The sequence below is a fragment of the Demequina sp. NBRC 110054 genome (assembly GCF_002090115.1).
Classification (GTDB): Bacteria; Actinomycetota; Actinomycetes; order Actinomycetales; family Demequinaceae; genus Demequina.
This window is the reverse complement of sequence record NZ_BBRK01000004.1, coordinates 1,816,837-1,833,737: the sequence shown is the minus strand read 5'-3', so window position 1 is coordinate 1,833,737 and position 16,901 is coordinate 1,816,837. Positions and strand designations below refer to the sequence as shown.

Sequence of the window (16,901 nt, the reverse complement as noted above, 5' to 3'; positions counted from 1 at the left end):
CTCCCTCACGAGGCGACGCGGTCGGGCGCGGACCACGCCAGCGACCGCAACGAGTCCCAGAGCGGCCCCGTCTCCGCCTCGATGCGGGCCCGATCCTCGTCGCTGAGCCGCTCACGCCACGCCCCGGACAACGCCCTGCTGTCGCGCTGGAGCGCATGCTGCCGATGCTGGGCGGGGTCGACCTGGCTCGCGGTGCTGTCGGCGACCACCTTGGCCCTGAGCCGCTCGGTCCAGGGCAGCTCCAGCTGCGCGAAGAGGCCCTCGAACTGGACCTCCGGCTCGTCACACACGTTCTCGTGCGACATGTAGCGCCACTGAGGGTGCTCGTCGCGCAGGATCAGCGCCGCATGAGCGAAGATCTTCCACTGCAGGATGAGCCCGCCCAGGCGGTCGTCTGGCTGGTCGCGGTAGCGGTCGATCTCGTCGCCGAGGCTCCCGGTGAACCGCTCGACGATGCCGGGCTGGCGGAGCAGGCTGTCGACCTCGCACGACCAGCCGAGCTTGATGTAGCTGCTGATCATGCCCGCGGGATGGCGCACCATCATCACGACCATCGCGTCGTGCTGCTGCTCGAGCCACTCGGCGGCGAAGAACGCGAGGGGATCCTTGAAGAGGGTCCTCCTGGCGCTCACGAATCGTCGCGGCGCCTTCGAGACCTCGCGCGCGGCGAGGTGCGCGGGGAGCTCGGCGCGGAAGCCCGTGCCCAGCCGCGCGGCCCGCGCCGCGGCCCTCACCCGCCTCCGCGTCCGCCCCATCGCGACGAGCTCAGCGACGTCAGGGACCGCGTCGGCGGGGGCCTCCGGATCCACGTAGAGGTACCGTTCCGGCACGTCGATCGGATGCGGTGCCTCGTCGTTGAAAGGCTCGTACAGGTACAGCACGTCCGGGCTGGCGCCCACCGTCGAGCCGACCCACGTCGTGCCCGAGCGCGGGCAGCCCGTCACCACGATCGGGCGGGTGCACCGGGCCTCCGTCATCGAGCGCTCCGGGTCGCGCCGAGCGCCGCAGCGGCCGCGAGCGCCCGCGTCACCTCGGGCTCGAGCGCGTCGGCCGCGTCGATCTGCATCTCGGGAGACGGGTAGTACTCGTTGACCGGCAGCACCTCGGCGAGATCCGGTCGATCCCTGCCGAAGTCGACCATCACCGGCTCTCCCGTGAACCTGCTCACCAGGCGCTGGGGCGAGCCGCGCCGGGTGGTGCACTCGACGAAGCCCTCTGCGAGCGGCTCGATCTCGGCGACCATCGACCGGTTCACCAGCTGGGGGTAGTCGCCGAACATCGCGTTCACATCGTCGTACCGCTGCCACCACCACAGGGCCCGCCGCGACCGGTGGAGCCCGGGCGAGCGCTTCGAGAACCACAGCAGGCGCGTGGGCGCCGTGATCGCCGCCAAGAGCTCGCGGTAGCTCTCCACCCAGTTGGCACGGGTCTCTGCGAGCACCGCGCGCACCTCCGAGTGCCCCTTGACCGACCGCACGACCTTGCGAAGCCCGCTCGGGAGGTGCTGCAACCCGTCGTCGTGCTGGGCAAGGAGGTCCGCATAGGCCTGCGAGGCGGAGATCCGCTCGCCCGTCTCGCGATCCGTCATGTACTCCAGACCACCGCTGTCGAAGCGCGAGTTGTCCTCGCTGCGCGCCGACATCACCTGGACGATCACGAGCGCGGCGCCGTTGATGAGCGGCAGCAGCTCGGGGTGGCGGAGGAAGAACCTCGGTCCCGCTCCCCCATATCCGAGGTTGACCACGGGCAGGCCGAGCCGGTCCTCGAGCAGGGCCGGATACGGCTGATCGCAGAAGCACCCGAAGGTCTGCGCCGCGCCGAGGCAGACGATGTACTCGCCCTGGCGAAGCTCCGTCGGCTCGGGACCGCGGAACCACAGCCCGGAGTCCTGCTCCTGATACATCTCGTAGTCCACGACCTCGCGGTCGCGCTCCTGGTATCCGGAGAGATGGTCTGCCATTTCTGCCTCGCTATGGTCAATGTGAATGGTGGGAACGGGCCTCAGCCCTCGACGGAGGGCTCGCGTCGAGCCGCGACCGATGGAGCGCGGCCGTGGACACCGAGGAAGCGTCCGTAGGCATCGAGGCATGCCGCCTCGCCGAACTCGGCCACGGCCTCGGAGGTGCCGTCGATCTTGGACAGCTCCGGCCATCGGCGCACCAGGTCCTCGACCTGCGTCGTGAGCGCGGAGCCGGCGGAGAAGCCGAAGACCCCGGGGATCCGCTGCCGGGCCCACCCGATGAACGGGGTGTCCCGCGCGAGGACGAGTCGCGCGCGCCCGACGCCGGCGAAGAACGCGCCGCTCACGAGGTTCGCCCCTTCGAGATGCGGAAGCACCAGCACGTCGTGCGCGCTCAACTGCTCCGCGAACTCCTCGTCCGACAGGAAGCGTGCGTCGATGGACACGGAACCCTCGAGTCCCCGGTCCCGGACGATCCCGCGCAGAAGCTCCACGTATGCGGGGTCGCCCTTGCCCGCGATCGAGAGCCTCACGCCCGTGGGCCAGGACTCGAGCAGCTCATGGAGCGCCTTGTAGGGGCGGATCGCGCCCATCGCAGTGAAGGCAGGGCTCTCGTGACAGGTGTCCGCGAGCGCGGGCACGGGCTCGTCGTAGAGCGGGTGCGGCAGATAGGCCGCGTCATAGCGTTCCGCGAAGGTGGGGTCGTGCACGACGCGGGCGTCGGAGAGCCAGCGGAGCCAGCGGATCGCCGCGACGGAGAATCGCCGCAGCCTCGGGGCGACGTCGTGAACCGCGTGGTCGTGAACGAAGTACACGACGCGGGCCCGGGAGACGCCCAGCGCGATCGAGTACAGCGCGAACTCGGCGAGGCCGCGTGCGCTCAGTCCGCGCTCGCTCCGACCCTTGCGGAAGAGACGGTTCTCCAGCCAGTGGACCATCACGACGTTGCCCGTGCGCCCGAGACCCGCGCATCGTCCCCGAAGGATCGACCCGATCGACAGGGGTCTGACCTCGTATCCCAACTGGCCCAGAAGCGCGTGTTGGCGCGCGATGTACGGGTTCTCCGTATTAGAGAACGGGCTCAGGTACGCGATTGCGTGCATCCGCGCCTACCTTTCGGTCCCCCCTGTGGCGTTGCACCGGGCACGTCTGGCGGGCCCGTGGTCCCCACGATAGCGACCCGCGCGACGTCCGTGAAGGGCGAGTTGTGAGGTTTGTCACTCTTGGGGCTACACAAGGCGCCCGATCCAGCCCTAGTTTGTACCTTATGGGGGCAACAGACACTGCTGACGTCAAGATCACCGTGGCGCCACGATGGCGGACCGCGCGCTACTCCGCATTGGAGTCCGCGGCGGCGCACGTCAGGCGCATCTGGAAGTCGCGCGAGGTCACGCCGGTGAGGATCGGCACGGGGCTCGCGGATGCACGGATCGTCGCGCTGCTCGTCGTGAAGGACGAGCGACCGCGGTTCCCGTTCCTGCTCGACTTCTATCGCCGCGCGGGCGTCGACCACTTCATCGTCGTCGACAACGAGTCGTCGGACGATCTCCAGGACTACCTCATGGAGCAGCCGGACGTATCGGTCTATGTCGCACACGGGGTCTTCAGCGAGGCCAGGTACGGCACCGACTGGATCAACCACGTGGCGTGGCGGCACTGCGTCGGGCGCTGGGTGCTCTTCATCGACGCCGACGAGCTCCTCATGGTTCCCGGCGCGAACGGGGGCCTCGCGGAGGTGTGTGATCGTCTTGAGCGGGCGGGCAGGCGGTCGCTCCACGCGCTCCTGCTGGACATGTACAGCGAGCGACCCGCGTCCGCCAACGTGGTCGCACCCGGCGAGAACCCCCTGGAGACCTGCGCGCTCTATGACCAGAGCGGGTACGAGCGCCTCTACGACCCGCTCTCGACGGCGACCTGGATCAAGGGCGGCGTCCGCGGGCGGCTGTTCTTCGACGACATCCTCGCGGGGCCCGCGCTCAACAAGACACCGCTCGTGCACTGGCGAAGGTGGGATGCGTTCGCGCAGGTCGCGCACCGACTGGTGCCGCGGGGACTCAATCGGCAGGCCCCGTCGGCGCAGGCGGCGCTCCTCCACTTCAAGTTCACGTCGATCAACGCCGCGAAGTTCGACGACGAGGAGACCGTGGCACAGCACACCGCGGAGTACGAGGCGTACAGCGACGTCGACAGCGTCGACTTCCGCGGGGAGCCGACGACCCGGTTCACCGCAGTCGAGGATCTCGTCGACCACGGCATGATCGGACGATTCGACGCCCCCGAGCCGTCGTAGCGCCGACGCCGCCGAGCCGCCACAGCGCCGCCACAGGAGGACCGCCGCGAACCGGTCGGAGCTCTCGACAAGGGGGCATCTCACCCTCGCCACGGCCCGCAGAGACTTGGCCGTACAGCGACCTACCTGGGGTATTGGCCGGCCCTCAGAGTCTTTACCAGGGATGATAGACGAGTGACTGAAGGTCACAGAACGGTTACGTTCCTGACTCCAGGTTGAAGATCGCGTTTCACGGTTGTTACGGTCGATGAGGCCCTTCGCCTGGGCGCCACTTCTTGTCGGTGCTCGCGAAGGTCAACGAAACCCAGGTCCGCGGACACCGAGCTTTCTCTCGGCGTGCGTACGGCCGCGTGTGTCCGGCGCCGCCTCCCGGCGAGTGCCGCAAGGGATCGTGCGGGCGCTTCTTGCGTCCCGATCCAGTCACCGCAGCCCGGACCGTGATCTGAACGAGTCCGCGTCTTCGTGCGCGAACGATCAGAGGACGCATTCGTGAGCGACAGCATCGCCTTGCGTGCTGAGGGCCTCTACAAGGTCTTCGGAAAGCACGCCGACCAGGCAGTATCCAAGCTCGAGAGCGGCACCAGCCGCGACCAGCTCGGCTCTGGAACCACCGCAGCAGTCATCGACGCCTCGTTCGAGGTGCAGCGCGGCGAGATCTTCGTCGTCATGGGCCTCTCCGGCTCCGGCAAGTCGACCCTCATCCGCATGCTCAACGGGCTGCACGACGTGACCGCCGGCACCGTCGAGATCGGCGGCGACGTCATCACCGACATCCCCGCCAAGAAGCTGCGCGAGATCCGCCGCAAGCGCGTCTCCATGGTGTTCCAGCACTTCGCGCTTCTCCCCCACCGCACCGTGCTCGACAACGTGGCCTACGGCCTCGAGATCCAGGGCATGGACAAGGCGACCCGCGAGGCCAAGGCTCGCGAGGTCACGCAGATCGTCGGCCTCGCCGGCTGGGAGGAGAAGCTCCCCAGCCAGCTCTCGGGCGGCATGCAGCAGCGCGTCGGCCTCGCCCGCGCGCTCGCTGCAGACACCGACGTCCTGCTCATGGATGAGGCGTTCTCCGCGCTCGACCCGCTGATCCGCCGCGAGATGCAGGAGCAGCTCCTCGAGCTCCAGGCCTCGCTCGGCAAGACCATCATCTTCATCACCCACGACCTCAACGAAGCCATGTTCCTGGGCGACCGCATCGCCGTCATGCGCGACGGCCGCATCGTCCAGATCGGCTCCCCCGAGGACATCCTCACCGACCCGGCCAACGAGTACGTCGAGCAGTTCGTGGCGGACGTGGACCGCACCCGCGTCCTCACAGCTGAGTCCGTCATGCGCAAGCCGCGCGCCTCCGTGCACCCGACCGCCGGCCCGCACGTCGCGCTCAAGATCATGCGCGACGAGCAGCTCAGCGCCGTGTACGTCACCAAGCGCGACCGCAGCCTGGTCGGATGGGTCACGGACCGAGACGCGCTGGACCTGGTCCGCAAGGGCGCCACGAGCCTCGAGGGCATCATCCGCGAGAACCACGGCGCGGTATCCAAGGACACCGCGCTCGCCGATCTCTTCATCCCCGTCGTCGAGGCCCAGCTCCCGCTCGCCGTCACCGACGACAAGGGCCGTCTGACCGGCGTGATCCCCCGCGTCACCCTGCTCTCCGCCCTCGGCGGCGAGTCGGACGGCGCGGTGCAGGCCGGAGCCCGTCCCGACCCGCTGCCCACCGAGGTGGTCGACCAGGCCTTGGAGGCCGCCGTCGACTCGGGTGCCATCGACGCTGAGGAGGTGCAGTGATGGAGTTCCGCATCAACTTCGGTCAGTGGATCGAGGATGGCATCGAGTGGATCGGTGACAACCTCACCTGGCTGCTCGACGCTCTGGGCACGTTCTGGAGCTGGCTGTACGACACCGTCGACTGGGTCTTCAGCACGCCCCCCGCGATCGCGGTCATCATCGTCCTCGCAGTCGCGGCGCTCTTCGCCCGCGGCTGGAGGTTCGCGCTCGGCACCGCGCTCGGCCTGGTGTTCATCATCGGCGTCGACCAGTGGGACAACGCGATGAACACTCTCGCGCTCGTCATCGTCGCGGCGACGCTCTCGCTCGTGGCGGGCATTCCGCTCGGCATCTGGGCGGCCCGCAACAAGACAGTCTCGGCGGTCGTGAAGCCGGTCATGGACTTCCTCCAGACCATGCCCGCGTTCGTCTACCTGATCCCCGCGATCGCATTCTTCGGCATCGGGGTGGCCCCCGCGATGTTCGCGACCGTGCTGTTCGCGATCGCTCCCGCGGTGCGACTCACCGAGCTCGGCATCAAGGGCGTGGACAAGGAGGTCGTCGAGGCTGGCCAGGCGTTCGGCGCCGCACCCGGCCGCATCCTGCGTCAGATCCAGCTGCCCCTCGCGATGCCCTCCATCATGGCCGGCGTCAACCAGGTCATCATGCTCTCGCTATCCATGGTCGTGATCGCCGGAATGGTCGGCGCCGGCGGCCTGGGCGGAGACGTCAGCAAGTCGCTGTCCGCACTCGACACCGCGCTCGGCTTCGAGGCCGGCGTGTCCGTCGTGATCCTCGCGATCATCCTGGACCGCTTCACCGGCGCGTTCGGTCAGAAGCGTGGACTCCAGCTGATCAACAAGTGGCGTGGCCGCCTGTCCGGCGGCAGCTCGGTCGACGACACCGAAGGCAAGACCACCGAGCAGATCGCAGTCGAGCAGCGCTCCACCAAGCAGACCGCGCTCGGCTGACCCCTCAAGACCTCGCAGCTTCTGAGGGAGCTGCGCGCACCCCGCCCCGACGGATGGGCGGCGGGTGCTCACGGCGTGGAGAGACACTCCTCGTCGGGAAAGGAACACACCTCATGAAGATGCGCTCTTTCGCGCCAATCGCGCTGACCGCTGCCGCAGGACTCGTCCTCGCGGGCTGCTCGTCCTCGGACGAGGCCGCGGACACCTCGGCTGACTCCGGTTCGACCGGCGGCGGCGAGATCACCCTCGGAGTCTTCAACGGCTGGGACGAGTCGGTTGCCTCGTCGCTGCTGTGGGAGGCCATCCTCGAGGAGCAGGGCTACGACGTCACCCTCGCGTACTCCGACCCCGCCCCGACCTTCCAGGCCCTCGCCGACGGCGACTACGACCTCGTGACCGACGTGTGGCTGCCCGCCACCCACGCCGCGTACATCGAGGAGTTCGGTGATGACATCGTCGAGGTCGGCGCCTGGTTCGAGGGCGCGGCCCTCACCGTCGCCGTGAACGCCGACGCGCCGATCGACTCGCTCGCCGAGCTGGCCGACGCCGCCGACGAGTTCAACAACACCATCGTGGGCATCGAGCCGGGCGCGGGCCTCACCGCCGCCGTCGAGGCCGGCATCCCGACCTACGGCCTCGAGGACATGGACTTCGTGACCTCCTCGACCCCGGCCATGCTCGCCGAGCTCGACTCCGCGATGTCCGATGGCGAGAACATCGTCGTCACGCTGTGGGAGCCGCACTGGGCCTACGGCGCCTACGACCTCAAGAACCTTGAGGACCCCGAGGGCATCCTCGGCGACGCCGAGTCCATCTACACCTACTCGAGCTCGACCTTCGCGGACGAGTTCCCCGAGGTGAACGAGTGGGCCGCGAACTTCACTATGGAGTCGGACCTGCTGTACGACCTTGAGAACCGCATCAATGCGGCGGAGTCCGAGGACGAGTACGGCGACATCGTCGCCGAGTTCATCGCGGACAACCAGGAGTGGGTCGACTCGATCACCGCGTAAGACTCTCGACTGACGTCGAATCGCACGAGGCCCCGGGTATCCGCCCGGGGCCTCGTCGCGTTCCGGGCAGGCGAGTGTCGGACCGGCCTAGTTCAGATACTGCGGACGGAAGGAGCGGTCGAGGACCTCCGGGTCGTAGCCGTGCCGCTTCATGGCGTCCCCGTATCGATCGATGGTGCGCCTGACCGTCTGTTTGCCGAACGCCGAGGCAACCACCGCCTCGAGGGTCTCCGGAGCGATCGGCTTCGGTCGGGCGCTGCTGTTGAGGGGGCGGACCGGACGCCATGGCGAGGCTGACGCCAGCTCCTTCCAGTAGTCGACGTAGCGCCGGGGCGGAGACGGGACCAGCTCCTCCGGCAGGCTGAGCTCGGTCAACTCGAGGTGCTCCTCGAGCTCCGCCCTCACGCTCTCCGGCTCGTGAGTCAGCTCCTCGAAGGAGATGACGCGGACGTTGCGCAGGTGCTCGAGGTCCTCCTCGAACGTGTCCATCGCCGCGAGCCAGTGCCGGACCAGCTCGCCGAAGCCGAATCCGATCTTGATGTGGCGCGGCGCCCACTTGCGCACCGCGAGCGCATAGACGATGGGGTGCCGCCTGACCGCGATCAGGCGGCAGTCAGGAAAGACCTCCTGCAGATACCTCATGCGCATGATGTTGGCCGGGGACTTCTCGACCAGGTGGCGGGCGCCGGGAGCCGACGCGTAGGGGGTCCATGCGGCGCGCAACTCGTCGGCGGTGCGCTGCGGGTCCGGCACATCGTGCTCCGTCATGTGGGAGCGAGGGTTGAAGGCCCATCCCACGACCGAGCCTCTCTTCTCCGTGCCGCCACCCAGCTCCTCATCGGTGGGATACACGTCCTGAAGGAACTGCCCCTCGTTCATCAGCACGCCGGTGTCGCGCAGCGCGGCGACGTCGGGGTCCTCGCCGATGATGCGCTCGACCAGGGTGGTTCCCGATCGGTGCAGTCCTCCGATGAACAACATCTGCTGGGTCGGCATGCGGTGCCCTCCCGTTCACATATGCGCCATATGCCCCATTTGTCCCTAGAGTAACGGCGCCGGCGCCGCAATGCGAGAGGGAACCGTCATCGAGTGACGCGAGACCTACTCCTCGGACTCGTCGGCATCACGGGGCGATTCACGCGTGTCGCGACCCTCGCGATGGTCGGACGAACCGCGGTCGTCGGATCCCTCGGGGCCGTCATCCTCGTGCCCGGGACGCAGGACTGGACCCGCGGGATCGTCCCGATCGCGGACCTTCACCCAAAGGAAGAAAGCGAGCACCCCCGCCATGGGCAGCGCGATCGCGATCGCGGCGACGAGCGGGAGCAGGCCGGGATCCGAGGCATCCTCGACCTCCGCCATCACACGCACAGCGAGATCCCCGATCGTGAGGGACAACGACGCATCCACCATCCGCCCACGCTAACGCGCGGCCCCGTGACGCGACACCTACAGTGGCCGGATGGAGTTCTCCGAGCCGCAGGTGATCCTCTTCGTCGGCGACTGCGAGCGCGCTTCGAGGTTCTACACCGCACTCGGTTTCCGCGAGACCTTCCGCTCCTCCCCCACCGAGCCGGTCAAGGTCGAGATGACGCTCGGCGGGTTCGTGCTGGGGCTCGCACTGCCCGGTCCGGCGGCGGAGAGCCACGGGCTGACCCCCGTCACCGAGGGCGATCGTGCATGCATCACGCTCTGGACGGACGATGTCGAGGCCGCGTTCGCGCATGCGGTCGCCTCGGGCGGGACGTCGCGACGCGCGCGGCACACGTTCCGCGAGACGCTCCTGGTCGCGTTCGTGACCGACCCCGACGGCCATCCTGTCCAGCTGGTCCAGCGCATGGCCGAGGCCGAGGGCGCGGGCGAGCGGCACTGACGTACCCGCCAGAGGCGCTGACCTCTCCACAGCGGCACTCAGCCACCCCGACGGGAATGGTGCGCCCAGACGCTAAGGAGCCCCCCGGCATCACTGCCGAGGGGCTCCTCACATTCACTGCCACTCACCCTTGCGCGGCCGAGACCGCGCGACGGGTCAGTCGCGCGTGAGCTTGCGGTAGGTCACGCGGTGCGGGCGCGCCGCCTCGGCGCCGAGGCGCTCGACCTTGTTCTTCTCGTAGGACTCGAAGTTGCCCTCGAACCAGAACCAGTTCGACGGGTTCTCATCGGTGCCCTCGTAGGCGAGGATGTGGGTCGCGACGCGGTCCAGGAACCAGCGGTCGTGGCTGACGACCACGGCGCAGCCGGGGAACTCGAGAAGCGCGTTCTCGAGCGAGCCCAGGGTCTCGACGTCGAGGTCGTTGGTCGGCTCGTCAAGGAGCAGGACGTTGCCGCCCTCCTTGAGCGTGAGCGCCAGGTTGAGGCGGTTGCGCTCACCACCCGACAGCACGCCCGCGGGCTTCTGCTGGTCCGGGCCCTTGAAGCCGAACGCGCTGACGTACGCGCGCGAGGGCATCTCGACCTTGCCGACCTGGATGTAGTCGAGACCGTCGGAGACGACCTCCCACAGCGTCTTGTCGGGGTCGATGCCGCCGCGCGACTGGTCGACGTACGAGATCTTCACGGTCTCGCCGACCTTGAGGTCTCCCGCGTCGAGCGGCTCGAGGCCGACGATGGTCTTGAACAGCGTCGTCTTTCCGACGCCGTTGGGGCCGATGACGCCGACGATGCCATTGCGCGGCAGCGTGAACGAGAGGCCATCGATGAGCTTGCGGTCGCCGAAGCCCTTCTCGAGGTCCTTGGCCTCGAGCACGATGTTGCCCAGTCGGGGGCCCGGCGGGATCTGGATCTCCTCGAAGTCGAGCTTCTTGGTGCGCTCGGCCTCGGCGGCCATCTCCTCGTAGCGGTTCAGGCGGGCCTTCGACTTGGTCTGGCGGCCCTTCGCGTTCTGGCGGACCCACTCGAGCTCGTCCTTGAGTCGCTTCGCGAGCTTCGCATCCTTCTTGCCCTGGACCTGCAGTCGCTCCTGCTTCTTCTCGAGGTAGGTCGAGTAGTTGCCCTCGTACGGGTAGAGGCGGCCGCGGTCGACCTCACAGATCCACTGTGCGACGTGGTCGAGGAAGTAGCGGTCGTGAGTGACGGCGAGCACGGCGCCCGGGTACTGGGCGAGGTGCTGCTCGAGCCACAGCACGGACTCGGCGTCGAGGTGGTTGGTCGGCTCGTCGAGCAGCAGCAGGTCGGGCTTCTCGAGCAGCAGCTTGCACAGCGCGACGCGGCGGCGCTCACCACCGGAGAGGACCGTGACGTCCGCGTCACCCGGGGGGCACTGAAGCGCGTCCATCGCCTGCTCGATCTGCGAGTCGAGGTCCCACGCGTCGGCGTTGTCCAGGTCCTCCTGGAGCGAGCCCATCTCCGCGAGCAGCTTGTCGTAGTCCGCGTCCGGGTTCGCCATCTCCTCGGAGATCGCGTTGAAGCGCTCGAGCTTGGCGTACAGCTCGCCCATACCCTCCCGCACGTTGCCGATGACGTCCTTCTCCTCGTTCAGCGGCGGCTCCTGGAGAAGGATACCGACACTGTAGCCGGGGCTCAGCCGCGCCTCGCCGTTCGAGGGCTGCTCGAGGCCGGCCATGATCTTGAGGATGGTGGACTTACCTGCGCCGTTGGGTCCGACGACGCCAATCTTGGCGCCCGGGTAGAAGGCCATGGTGACGTCATCGAGGATGACCTTGTCGCCGTGCGCCTTGCGCGCCTTCTGCATGGTGTAGATGAACTCAGCCACTGATGCTCCGAGACTTGTGGGTTCCGGACCCCGAGGGGCCCGCTGTCGACGCCCCTAGCCTACGCGGGATGCCCGGTCCCGAGGGGCCGACCACGAGCGTCGACAGCGAGTCCCACCTGCGATGCCGCTCGGGACGGGCCGATCACCGCGCCACAGCGAGCTCCTCGTCGTCGTCCTGCGGCTCCACCTCCCACGCGTCGGAGTCGGCCGGGTCGCTTTCCGCAGGCGGGGCATCGTCGTCGATCGACTGCGCGGCTGCCGCCTCGGCTTCCGAGGCCGCGGCGGTGGTCGATGGCTCATCCGCACCAAGCGCCGGGTCCCCGACCGCGCGGTTGAAGGTCGCGATGCCCAGGGTGAGGTCATGCCCAAGCGAGGTCGCGTCGATCTGCAGGTCGGTGCGCGGGCCGTCGTTCGCCTCCCACGTGTTGGTGCGCAGCCGCCCCGTCACGACGATGGGCTGTCCCTTCTTGACCGACTGCTTCACCGTGACCGCCGCGCCCCGGAAGGTGCGCACGGTGAACCACTGGGTCTCGCTATCCACCCAGGCGTTGGCGGTGCGGTCGTACCGCCGCGGCGTGGTCGCGAGCCGAAACGTGCACAGGGTGGTGCCGCTGGGCCCGATGTGCAGCTTGGGCTCAGTCGCCACCCAGCCGGACGCGGTCATGGTCAGGTCGTTCATCTGGTCCTCCTCGCCGGGCCGCACGGTGCGGCCGCGATCCCAGGGTCGGACAGGGCGCGCCGCAGACGGGGTGAGAGCCACGGACTCGGTGGACAGGCGCGGACCGCGACCGGCCTGGGGACGACGCACGCCAGGCCCGCCGTGGACGCGAGGCGGCCCCGGGGGTCCACACTCCCCGGGGCCGCCGCTCAGTCAGGGGCGACTACTCGAGCCCTCCCTGCGCCTTCCTCAGCCACAGGAGAGACGCTCCTCCGACACCGATCAGCCCGAGCGCCCCGAGGAGCATGACCCAGAGCGAATCGCCGGCACCTGTGGACGCGAGGTCGTCCTCCGCGGAGGCGTCCGTCTCGCCGCCATCGGCCGCGTCGTCATCAGAGGACCCCGCGAGCTCGTCGCTCGCGCCAGCCGTGCCGTCCGCTTCCTCGGAAGAGCCCGACGTCCCCGTGTCGTCCGAGGACCCGGAGCCTGCCGCATCGTCCGTGCCGTCCGAGTCACCCGCGTCGGTCTCCGTGGAGGCACCGATCGTGAACACGACGGAGGCCGCGTCACCATCGCGCGTGCCCATGCTCTGCACGAAGCTCAGGAGGTGGGCGCCGGACTCGCTGATCGCCTCGTCAAGCACGATTGTCCAGGTCCCGTCCGAGCCGACCGTGGCCGACCCGAGCACCGTGCCGGCGGAGGCCGCAGTCGCGACGCCGCCTCCCCCGGTGACCGCTGCCGCGGCCTCGACTCGCACCTCGGCGCCCGGGTAGCCCGTTCCTGTGAACTCGGCGATCTCGGTGCCGGCAGGAAGACCACCGGTGGGCTCGTCGTCGATCGAGAAGTTCTCGCCGTCGGCGTCGATGTCCACGCGCTGGATGAGGAACTCGCTCGGCTCGAGCGCGTGGTCGACGATGCGGGTCTCCCCCACACAGCCGTTCCAGCCGTTGTCGGCCTCGTCGTAGTTCCAGTTGGTGCCCAGTGCCCACGGGTAGCCGTCGCTGTACGTCATGCCGTTGTGGTCGGTCGCGTTGCGAAGCACGGCGACGCCGTCGACGTACATCACCAGGGAGTTGGCGTCGGGGTCGTTGACGACCGCGACGTGGTGCCACTTCCCCGTCATGATCTCGCCGGACCAGATCGAGTTGGTGTAGGCCCAGGAAGACCCCTGCGTCGTGCCCCACTGGAACTCGCGCAGGTTGGAGATCGACAGGAACGCCGGACCCATCTCGTAGTCGTACTGCTCCCACAGGACCGGCAGCGCGGAGCGGCGTCCCGTGCGCGTCAGCCAGCCAGACCAGTCGTTCGTGTCGGCACTCCAGTCCTCAGCGAGATAGACGAAGGACTCGATCGTGTAGCCCTCGGAGAGGTCCGCCTCCGTCACGGGGGTGCCGTAGTCCGTCGTGAGGTACGAGAGCTGTCCCGTCGTGTTGTCGGCGTCGTCGAAGCAGACGGCAGCCGTGTCCGCCGACAGGTAGTCGAGGTTGTCAGACTCGATCGTCATGTCGTCGAGCTCGCTGTAGGCGTTGATCTGATCAAGCGGCAGGCGATGCATATCGTTGTCGCCCGTGAGGTCCGTGATGACCTGGTTCTCCTGGACGACGCCGTCCTCCTGGTCCCCGAAGCGCCAGTGGGCGAGCGTGCCCTCGACCTCGATGTAGTCGTCCTCGTTCCCTGCGGCCTCGAGCTCCTCCGAGCCGTCACCGCCGTCCCAGCCTTCGGAGACGATCTCCTCGGCCAGAGCGGACAGATCCGTCCACTCGCCGTCGCCGGCGGTGAAGTCCGGGTTGAACGACGCGAACCGCTCCTCGAAGTCCACGTCCAACGTGAACTGCGCTCCGTCGCCCGAGATCACGGGCGTGTCGGATGACGTGATGCGGTCCTCGAGCTTCTGGGTCACCCAGGGCGAGATCGTCGTGTAGTCGATCGTGCCCTCGTCCAGGTCGAACTCCATCATCGCCATGATGCCGTTGCCGCCGTCGGCGGCCATCTGCGAGTCGAGCAGGATCTCGGTGACCTCGTTGCCGTAGTCGTTCGTGATCGTGCGGTACGTCTGGCCGTGGAAGTGGCCGTTGAGCGTGACGAAGATCTGATCGTTGGACGTGATGAGCGAGTCCCACATCTCCTCGCCGAACCAGAAGTCGGTGGCCTCGTTCGTCTCCTCGTCGATGTCGATGATCGCGTGGCTCGTGAGGATGGTCGGCAGCGTCGGGTTCGCATCGAGGATGCCCTGCGCCCAGTCGAACGTGTCTGCCGAGGCGTTCCACCCGATGGCGAGCACCAGGAACTCCTGGCCCTCGGCCTCGAACGTGTAGGCGCTCGAATAGCCGTTCTGGTACGAGCCGACATACGAGTCCTGCTCGGCGAGCCGGCTCGCAGGGAAGTTGCTGAGGTAGTTCGCGGCGTTGCTCTCGGAGCTGCGCACGCCCATGTCGGACACGTCATGGTTGCCCGGAAGGATCGAGTACTCCGCACCGCCGTCCTCGAGGATCGAGATCGCCTTGTCGGCCGCCTCCCACTGGTCCGACTCGCCCTGCTGGTCGACCACGTCGCCCAGGTGGAGCGTGAAGGCCGTGTTGAGGGTCTCGTCGTTGTCGACGATGAACTGCGCCTGCGCCTCGAAGGGGTTCGTGCCGTAGGTCGGGTAGAACTGCTCCTCCGAGTAGCGGGAGTAGAACTGCGTGTCAGGGAGGACCGCGACGGTGAAGCGCGAGCCGGTGTCCTCGACGGAGCCCTCGGTCGCAGTGGCGACCGAGGAGGTGTCGACGGCCGACGCGTCGATGGCCGTCTCGGCGCTGGCCGCGACCGCTGGCATCGCGATCGCTGTGCCAGCGATGACCGCGGCCGCGGTCGAGGCGGCCCACGCGCGCGCGGGCATGGTGGTCTTCGTCATCTCTCTTCTCACATCTCTGTGGCGTCTCGTCAGCCGCTCAGGCGGCCGACGGACCCCACGCCTCGATCTCGGCGAGCTGCATCCACGTGGAGGTGCCCTTGTGCGTGAACACGGCGCGGAAGCCGGTGGCGAGGACCGAGTCGAAGTCGACCTCGATCGCAGCCGTGGAATCGCCGTTGGCGACGGCGCCCGCCGACGTGTCGACCCAGCCGCCGTGCATGTCGCGATACTGGAACGTCACGGACCCGATGTTGTTGACGCCTGAGGCCTCGTAGAGCGCGGCTGCGTCGATCTGCTGCGGCTCATCGAAGTAGAAGGCGACCCAGTTCTCCTCGACGCGGTTGGATGCGCCGCCGGATCGCCAGTCACCGAAGACGCTGGTCGAGGTGTCGCCATCGGTGAGTCCCGAGTAGCTGACGGTGTTGTAGTAGAACTGCCACGCGCGCCAGTCGGCGGTGCGCAGCACGTTCACCGAGGCGGGCTCGCCGAGGGTGATCTCGAGCGTGGCAGCGAAGCCGAGGTCCTCCGCGCCGTTGACGGTGATGGTTCCGACCTCATCGAGGTCGTCCTGCGAGATGGCGTCCCAGTCCCATTCGACGTCGGCCGTCACGGTCGTCGTGGTCCCCGAGACGGTGCGCTCGACGGTGCTCGGCGCGAGCTTCTTGAGCTGCGACAGCAGCACGCCCGCGTAGCTGCTGAGCGTCTCGGGCTCAGCGTCGCCGACGGTGCCCACGGTGTAGGAGGCCGCGAGGGTCACCGTCTCGCCGAAGGCACCGGCCGCGGTGCCCGTGAACTCGACGGTGCCATCGGCGTCCCACACGGACTGCTCAGGCATGTCCCACTCGATGTCGGTGAGCTCGGTGGTGAGCCCCCAGCTGTAGGTGCCGGTCGCGGTCGTGGGCACGTCGGGCGCAGCGCCGGGCGCGACCAGCTCTCCGACCAAGCCAGTGGACGCGACGAGGTCGTGCATGACCCACTGCTGCACGGCGGCGCCGGTCGACGAGTAGGACTGGATGTCGGCGTTCTCCGACGTGTCCCAGTCGTAGAGGTCGAACACCTGGGTCTCGCCGTCGAGCTGCTCGACGTTCTGCATGGTCGTGACGTCGCCTGTGGTGCTCGGCACCCACGTGGACAGGCCCGATGCGGCAGCCTCGTCGCCGGTGACGTCCAGGGTCTCAAGGTAGCGCGAGCCGTCGATGCGGGAGACCACGTCGCCGTCCCCGTTGGCGAGCACGTAGGTGCCCTCGGCGTCCACGAGCGGGTACATCCAGATGATCTGGTCGACGAGGTCGTCCGCCTCGGTCGCGATCGTGCGGCTCTCGATCGCGGGGTCGGCCCCCGTGATCACCGCGACCTTGCCCGACGCGTTGGACCAGTTGCTCTCGAGGAGCACCGGGGTCGGCGCACCGATGAGGTCGCCTGTGAGCTGCTCGCCGGAGGGGAGCAGGATGCCCCCCGCCTCGGCTCGCACCATCGCGCTCGCACCGAGGGTGAGAGCGACGGCGGCGATCGCCGCCGCGCCGCCGACGCGCGCGCCGGCCTTGCTGAGTGCCATCGTGTTTCCTTCCTGCGGAGCCGAGACCGGCTCCGTGCCAAGCCCGCGCCAGGCTCACGCGACGGCATGCGTCGTGGCCGCGAGC

Annotated in this window: 14 protein-coding genes; 5 read left to right on the top strand and 9 right to left on the bottom strand. The window is 68.4% G+C overall.

The window, feature by feature from the left end:
* Positions 1 to 5 precede the first annotated feature (5 nt).
* Genes B7K23_RS08415 through B7K23_RS08405 form a run of 3 tightly spaced genes read right to left on the bottom strand, consistent with a single transcriptional unit; the run spans position 6 to position 3,063 of the window.
* Positions 6 to 977, bottom strand: coding sequence for a sulfotransferase (locus tag B7K23_RS08415; RefSeq protein ID WP_084125887.1), 972 nt, complete (start codon positions 975 to 977; stop codon positions 6 to 8).
* On the bottom strand, positions 974 to 1,960 hold the full coding sequence (locus tag B7K23_RS08410) for a DUF6473 family protein (RefSeq protein ID WP_200809783.1): 987 nt from the start codon (positions 1,958 to 1,960) through the stop codon (positions 974 to 976). Before B7K23_RS08410 ends, B7K23_RS08415 begins: the two co-directional genes overlap by 4 nt.
* A 41-nt stretch (positions 1,961 to 2,001) precedes the next feature.
* Positions 2,002 to 3,063: a hypothetical protein gene (locus B7K23_RS08405; protein WP_084125886.1), complete on the bottom strand. Its 1,062-nt coding sequence runs from the start codon at positions 3,061 to 3,063 to the stop codon at positions 2,002 to 2,004.
* Between the two features lie 164 nt (positions 3,064 to 3,227).
* On the opposite strand from B7K23_RS08405, the gene B7K23_RS08400 reads away from it, so the two are divergent.
* From B7K23_RS08400 to B7K23_RS08385, 4 genes are all read left to right on the top strand, one after another.
* Positions 3,228 to 4,250 (top strand): glycosyltransferase family 2 protein, encoded by a 1,023-nt coding sequence (locus tag B7K23_RS08400; protein WP_084125885.1) that lies wholly within the window; start codon positions 3,228 to 3,230, stop codon positions 4,248 to 4,250.
* 489 nt (positions 4,251 to 4,739) lie between these two features.
* Positions 4,740 to 6,035 carry a glycine betaine/L-proline ABC transporter ATP-binding protein gene (locus tag B7K23_RS08395; RefSeq protein WP_143338161.1) on the top strand — a complete coding sequence of 432 codons (1,296 nt, stop codon included), beginning with the start codon at positions 4,740 to 4,742 and terminating at the stop codon, positions 6,033 to 6,035.
* Entirely contained in the window at positions 6,035 to 6,985 is a 951-nt protein-coding gene (locus B7K23_RS08390) for a proline/glycine betaine ABC transporter permease (RefSeq protein ID WP_084125884.1), read from the top strand. The genes B7K23_RS08395 and B7K23_RS08390 overlap by 1 nt, the downstream gene beginning before the upstream one ends.
* Before the next feature lie 113 nt (positions 6,986 to 7,098).
* Positions 7,099 to 7,998: a glycine betaine ABC transporter substrate-binding protein gene (locus B7K23_RS08385; RefSeq protein WP_084125883.1), complete on the top strand. Its 900-nt coding sequence runs from the start codon at positions 7,099 to 7,101 to the stop codon at positions 7,996 to 7,998.
* 87 nt (positions 7,999 to 8,085) lie between these two features.
* Here B7K23_RS08385 and B7K23_RS08380 read toward each other — a convergent pair whose 3' ends face one another.
* A complete protein-coding gene (locus tag B7K23_RS08380) occupies positions 8,086 to 8,994 on the bottom strand; it encodes a sulfotransferase (RefSeq protein WP_084125882.1) in 909 nt (302 codons plus the stop codon).
* 105 nt (positions 8,995 to 9,099) lie between these two features.
* Entirely contained in the window at positions 9,100 to 9,411 is a 312-nt protein-coding gene (locus tag B7K23_RS08375; RefSeq protein WP_084125881.1) for a hypothetical protein, read from the bottom strand.
* Between the two features lie 49 nt (positions 9,412 to 9,460).
* Between B7K23_RS08375 and B7K23_RS08370 the strand changes: the two genes are divergently transcribed.
* Positions 9,461 to 9,871 (top strand): glyoxalase/bleomycin resistance/extradiol dioxygenase family protein, encoded by a 411-nt coding sequence (locus B7K23_RS08370; RefSeq protein ID WP_084125880.1) that lies wholly within the window; start codon positions 9,461 to 9,463, stop codon positions 9,869 to 9,871.
* Positions 9,872 to 10,027: 156 nt separating this feature from the next.
* Here the strand turns inward: B7K23_RS08370 and ettA are convergent, their stop codons facing one another.
* From ettA to B7K23_RS08350, 4 genes are all read right to left on the bottom strand, one after another.
* A complete protein-coding gene (gene ettA / locus B7K23_RS08365; RefSeq protein ID WP_084125879.1) occupies positions 10,028 to 11,710 on the bottom strand; it encodes an energy-dependent translational throttle protein EttA in 1,683 nt (560 codons plus the stop codon).
* A 142-nt stretch (positions 11,711 to 11,852) separates the two neighbouring features.
* Complete coding sequence (locus B7K23_RS08360; RefSeq protein ID WP_084125878.1) at positions 11,853 to 12,389, bottom strand: single-stranded DNA-binding protein; 537 nt, start codon at positions 12,387 to 12,389, stop codon at positions 11,853 to 11,855.
* Between the two features lie 202 nt (positions 12,390 to 12,591).
* Positions 12,592 to 15,261 (bottom strand): metallophosphoesterase, encoded by a 2,670-nt coding sequence (locus B7K23_RS08355; RefSeq protein ID WP_084125877.1) that lies wholly within the window; start codon positions 15,259 to 15,261, stop codon positions 12,592 to 12,594.
* A gap of 37 nt (positions 15,262 to 15,298) precedes the next feature.
* Positions 15,299 to 16,816 (bottom strand): Ig-like domain-containing protein, encoded by a 1,518-nt coding sequence (locus B7K23_RS08350; RefSeq protein WP_084125876.1) that lies wholly within the window; start codon positions 16,814 to 16,816, stop codon positions 15,299 to 15,301.
* Positions 16,817 to 16,901: the final 85 nt, after the last annotated feature.

Excerpts from the sequence above, each read along its gene's own strand:
- B7K23_RS08415 (WP_084125887.1), bottom strand. The coding sequence starts at position 977 with ATGACGGAGGCCCGGTGCACCCGCCCGATCGTGGTGACGGGCTGCCCG.
- B7K23_RS08410 (WP_200809783.1), bottom strand. The coding sequence starts at position 1,960 with ATGGCAGACCATCTCTCCGGATACCAGGAGCGCGACCGCGAGGTCGTG.
- B7K23_RS08405 (WP_084125886.1), bottom strand. The coding sequence starts at position 3,063 with ATGCACGCAATCGCGTACCTGAGCCCGTTCTCTAATACGGAGAACCCG.
- B7K23_RS08400 (WP_084125885.1), top strand. The coding sequence starts at position 3,228 with ATGGGGGCAACAGACACTGCTGACGTCAAGATCACCGTGGCGCCACGA.
- B7K23_RS08390 (WP_084125884.1), top strand. The coding sequence starts at position 6,035 with ATGGAGTTCCGCATCAACTTCGGTCAGTGGATCGAGGATGGCATCGAG.
- B7K23_RS08385 (WP_084125883.1), top strand. The coding sequence starts at position 7,099 with ATGAAGATGCGCTCTTTCGCGCCAATCGCGCTGACCGCTGCCGCAGGA.
- B7K23_RS08380 (WP_084125882.1), bottom strand. The coding sequence starts at position 8,994 with ATGCCGACCCAGCAGATGTTGTTCATCGGAGGACTGCACCGATCGGGA.
- B7K23_RS08375 (WP_084125881.1), bottom strand. The coding sequence starts at position 9,411 with ATGGTGGATGCGTCGTTGTCCCTCACGATCGGGGATCTCGCTGTGCGT.
- B7K23_RS08370 (WP_084125880.1), top strand. The coding sequence starts at position 9,461 with ATGGAGTTCTCCGAGCCGCAGGTGATCCTCTTCGTCGGCGACTGCGAG.
- B7K23_RS08360 (WP_084125878.1), bottom strand. The coding sequence starts at position 12,389 with ATGAACGACCTGACCATGACCGCGTCCGGCTGGGTGGCGACTGAGCCC.
- B7K23_RS08355 (WP_084125877.1), bottom strand. The coding sequence starts at position 15,261 with ATGACGAAGACCACCATGCCCGCGCGCGCGTGGGCCGCCTCGACCGCG.
- B7K23_RS08350 (WP_084125876.1), bottom strand. The coding sequence starts at position 16,816 with ATGGCACTCAGCAAGGCCGGCGCGCGCGTCGGCGGCGCGGCGGCGATC.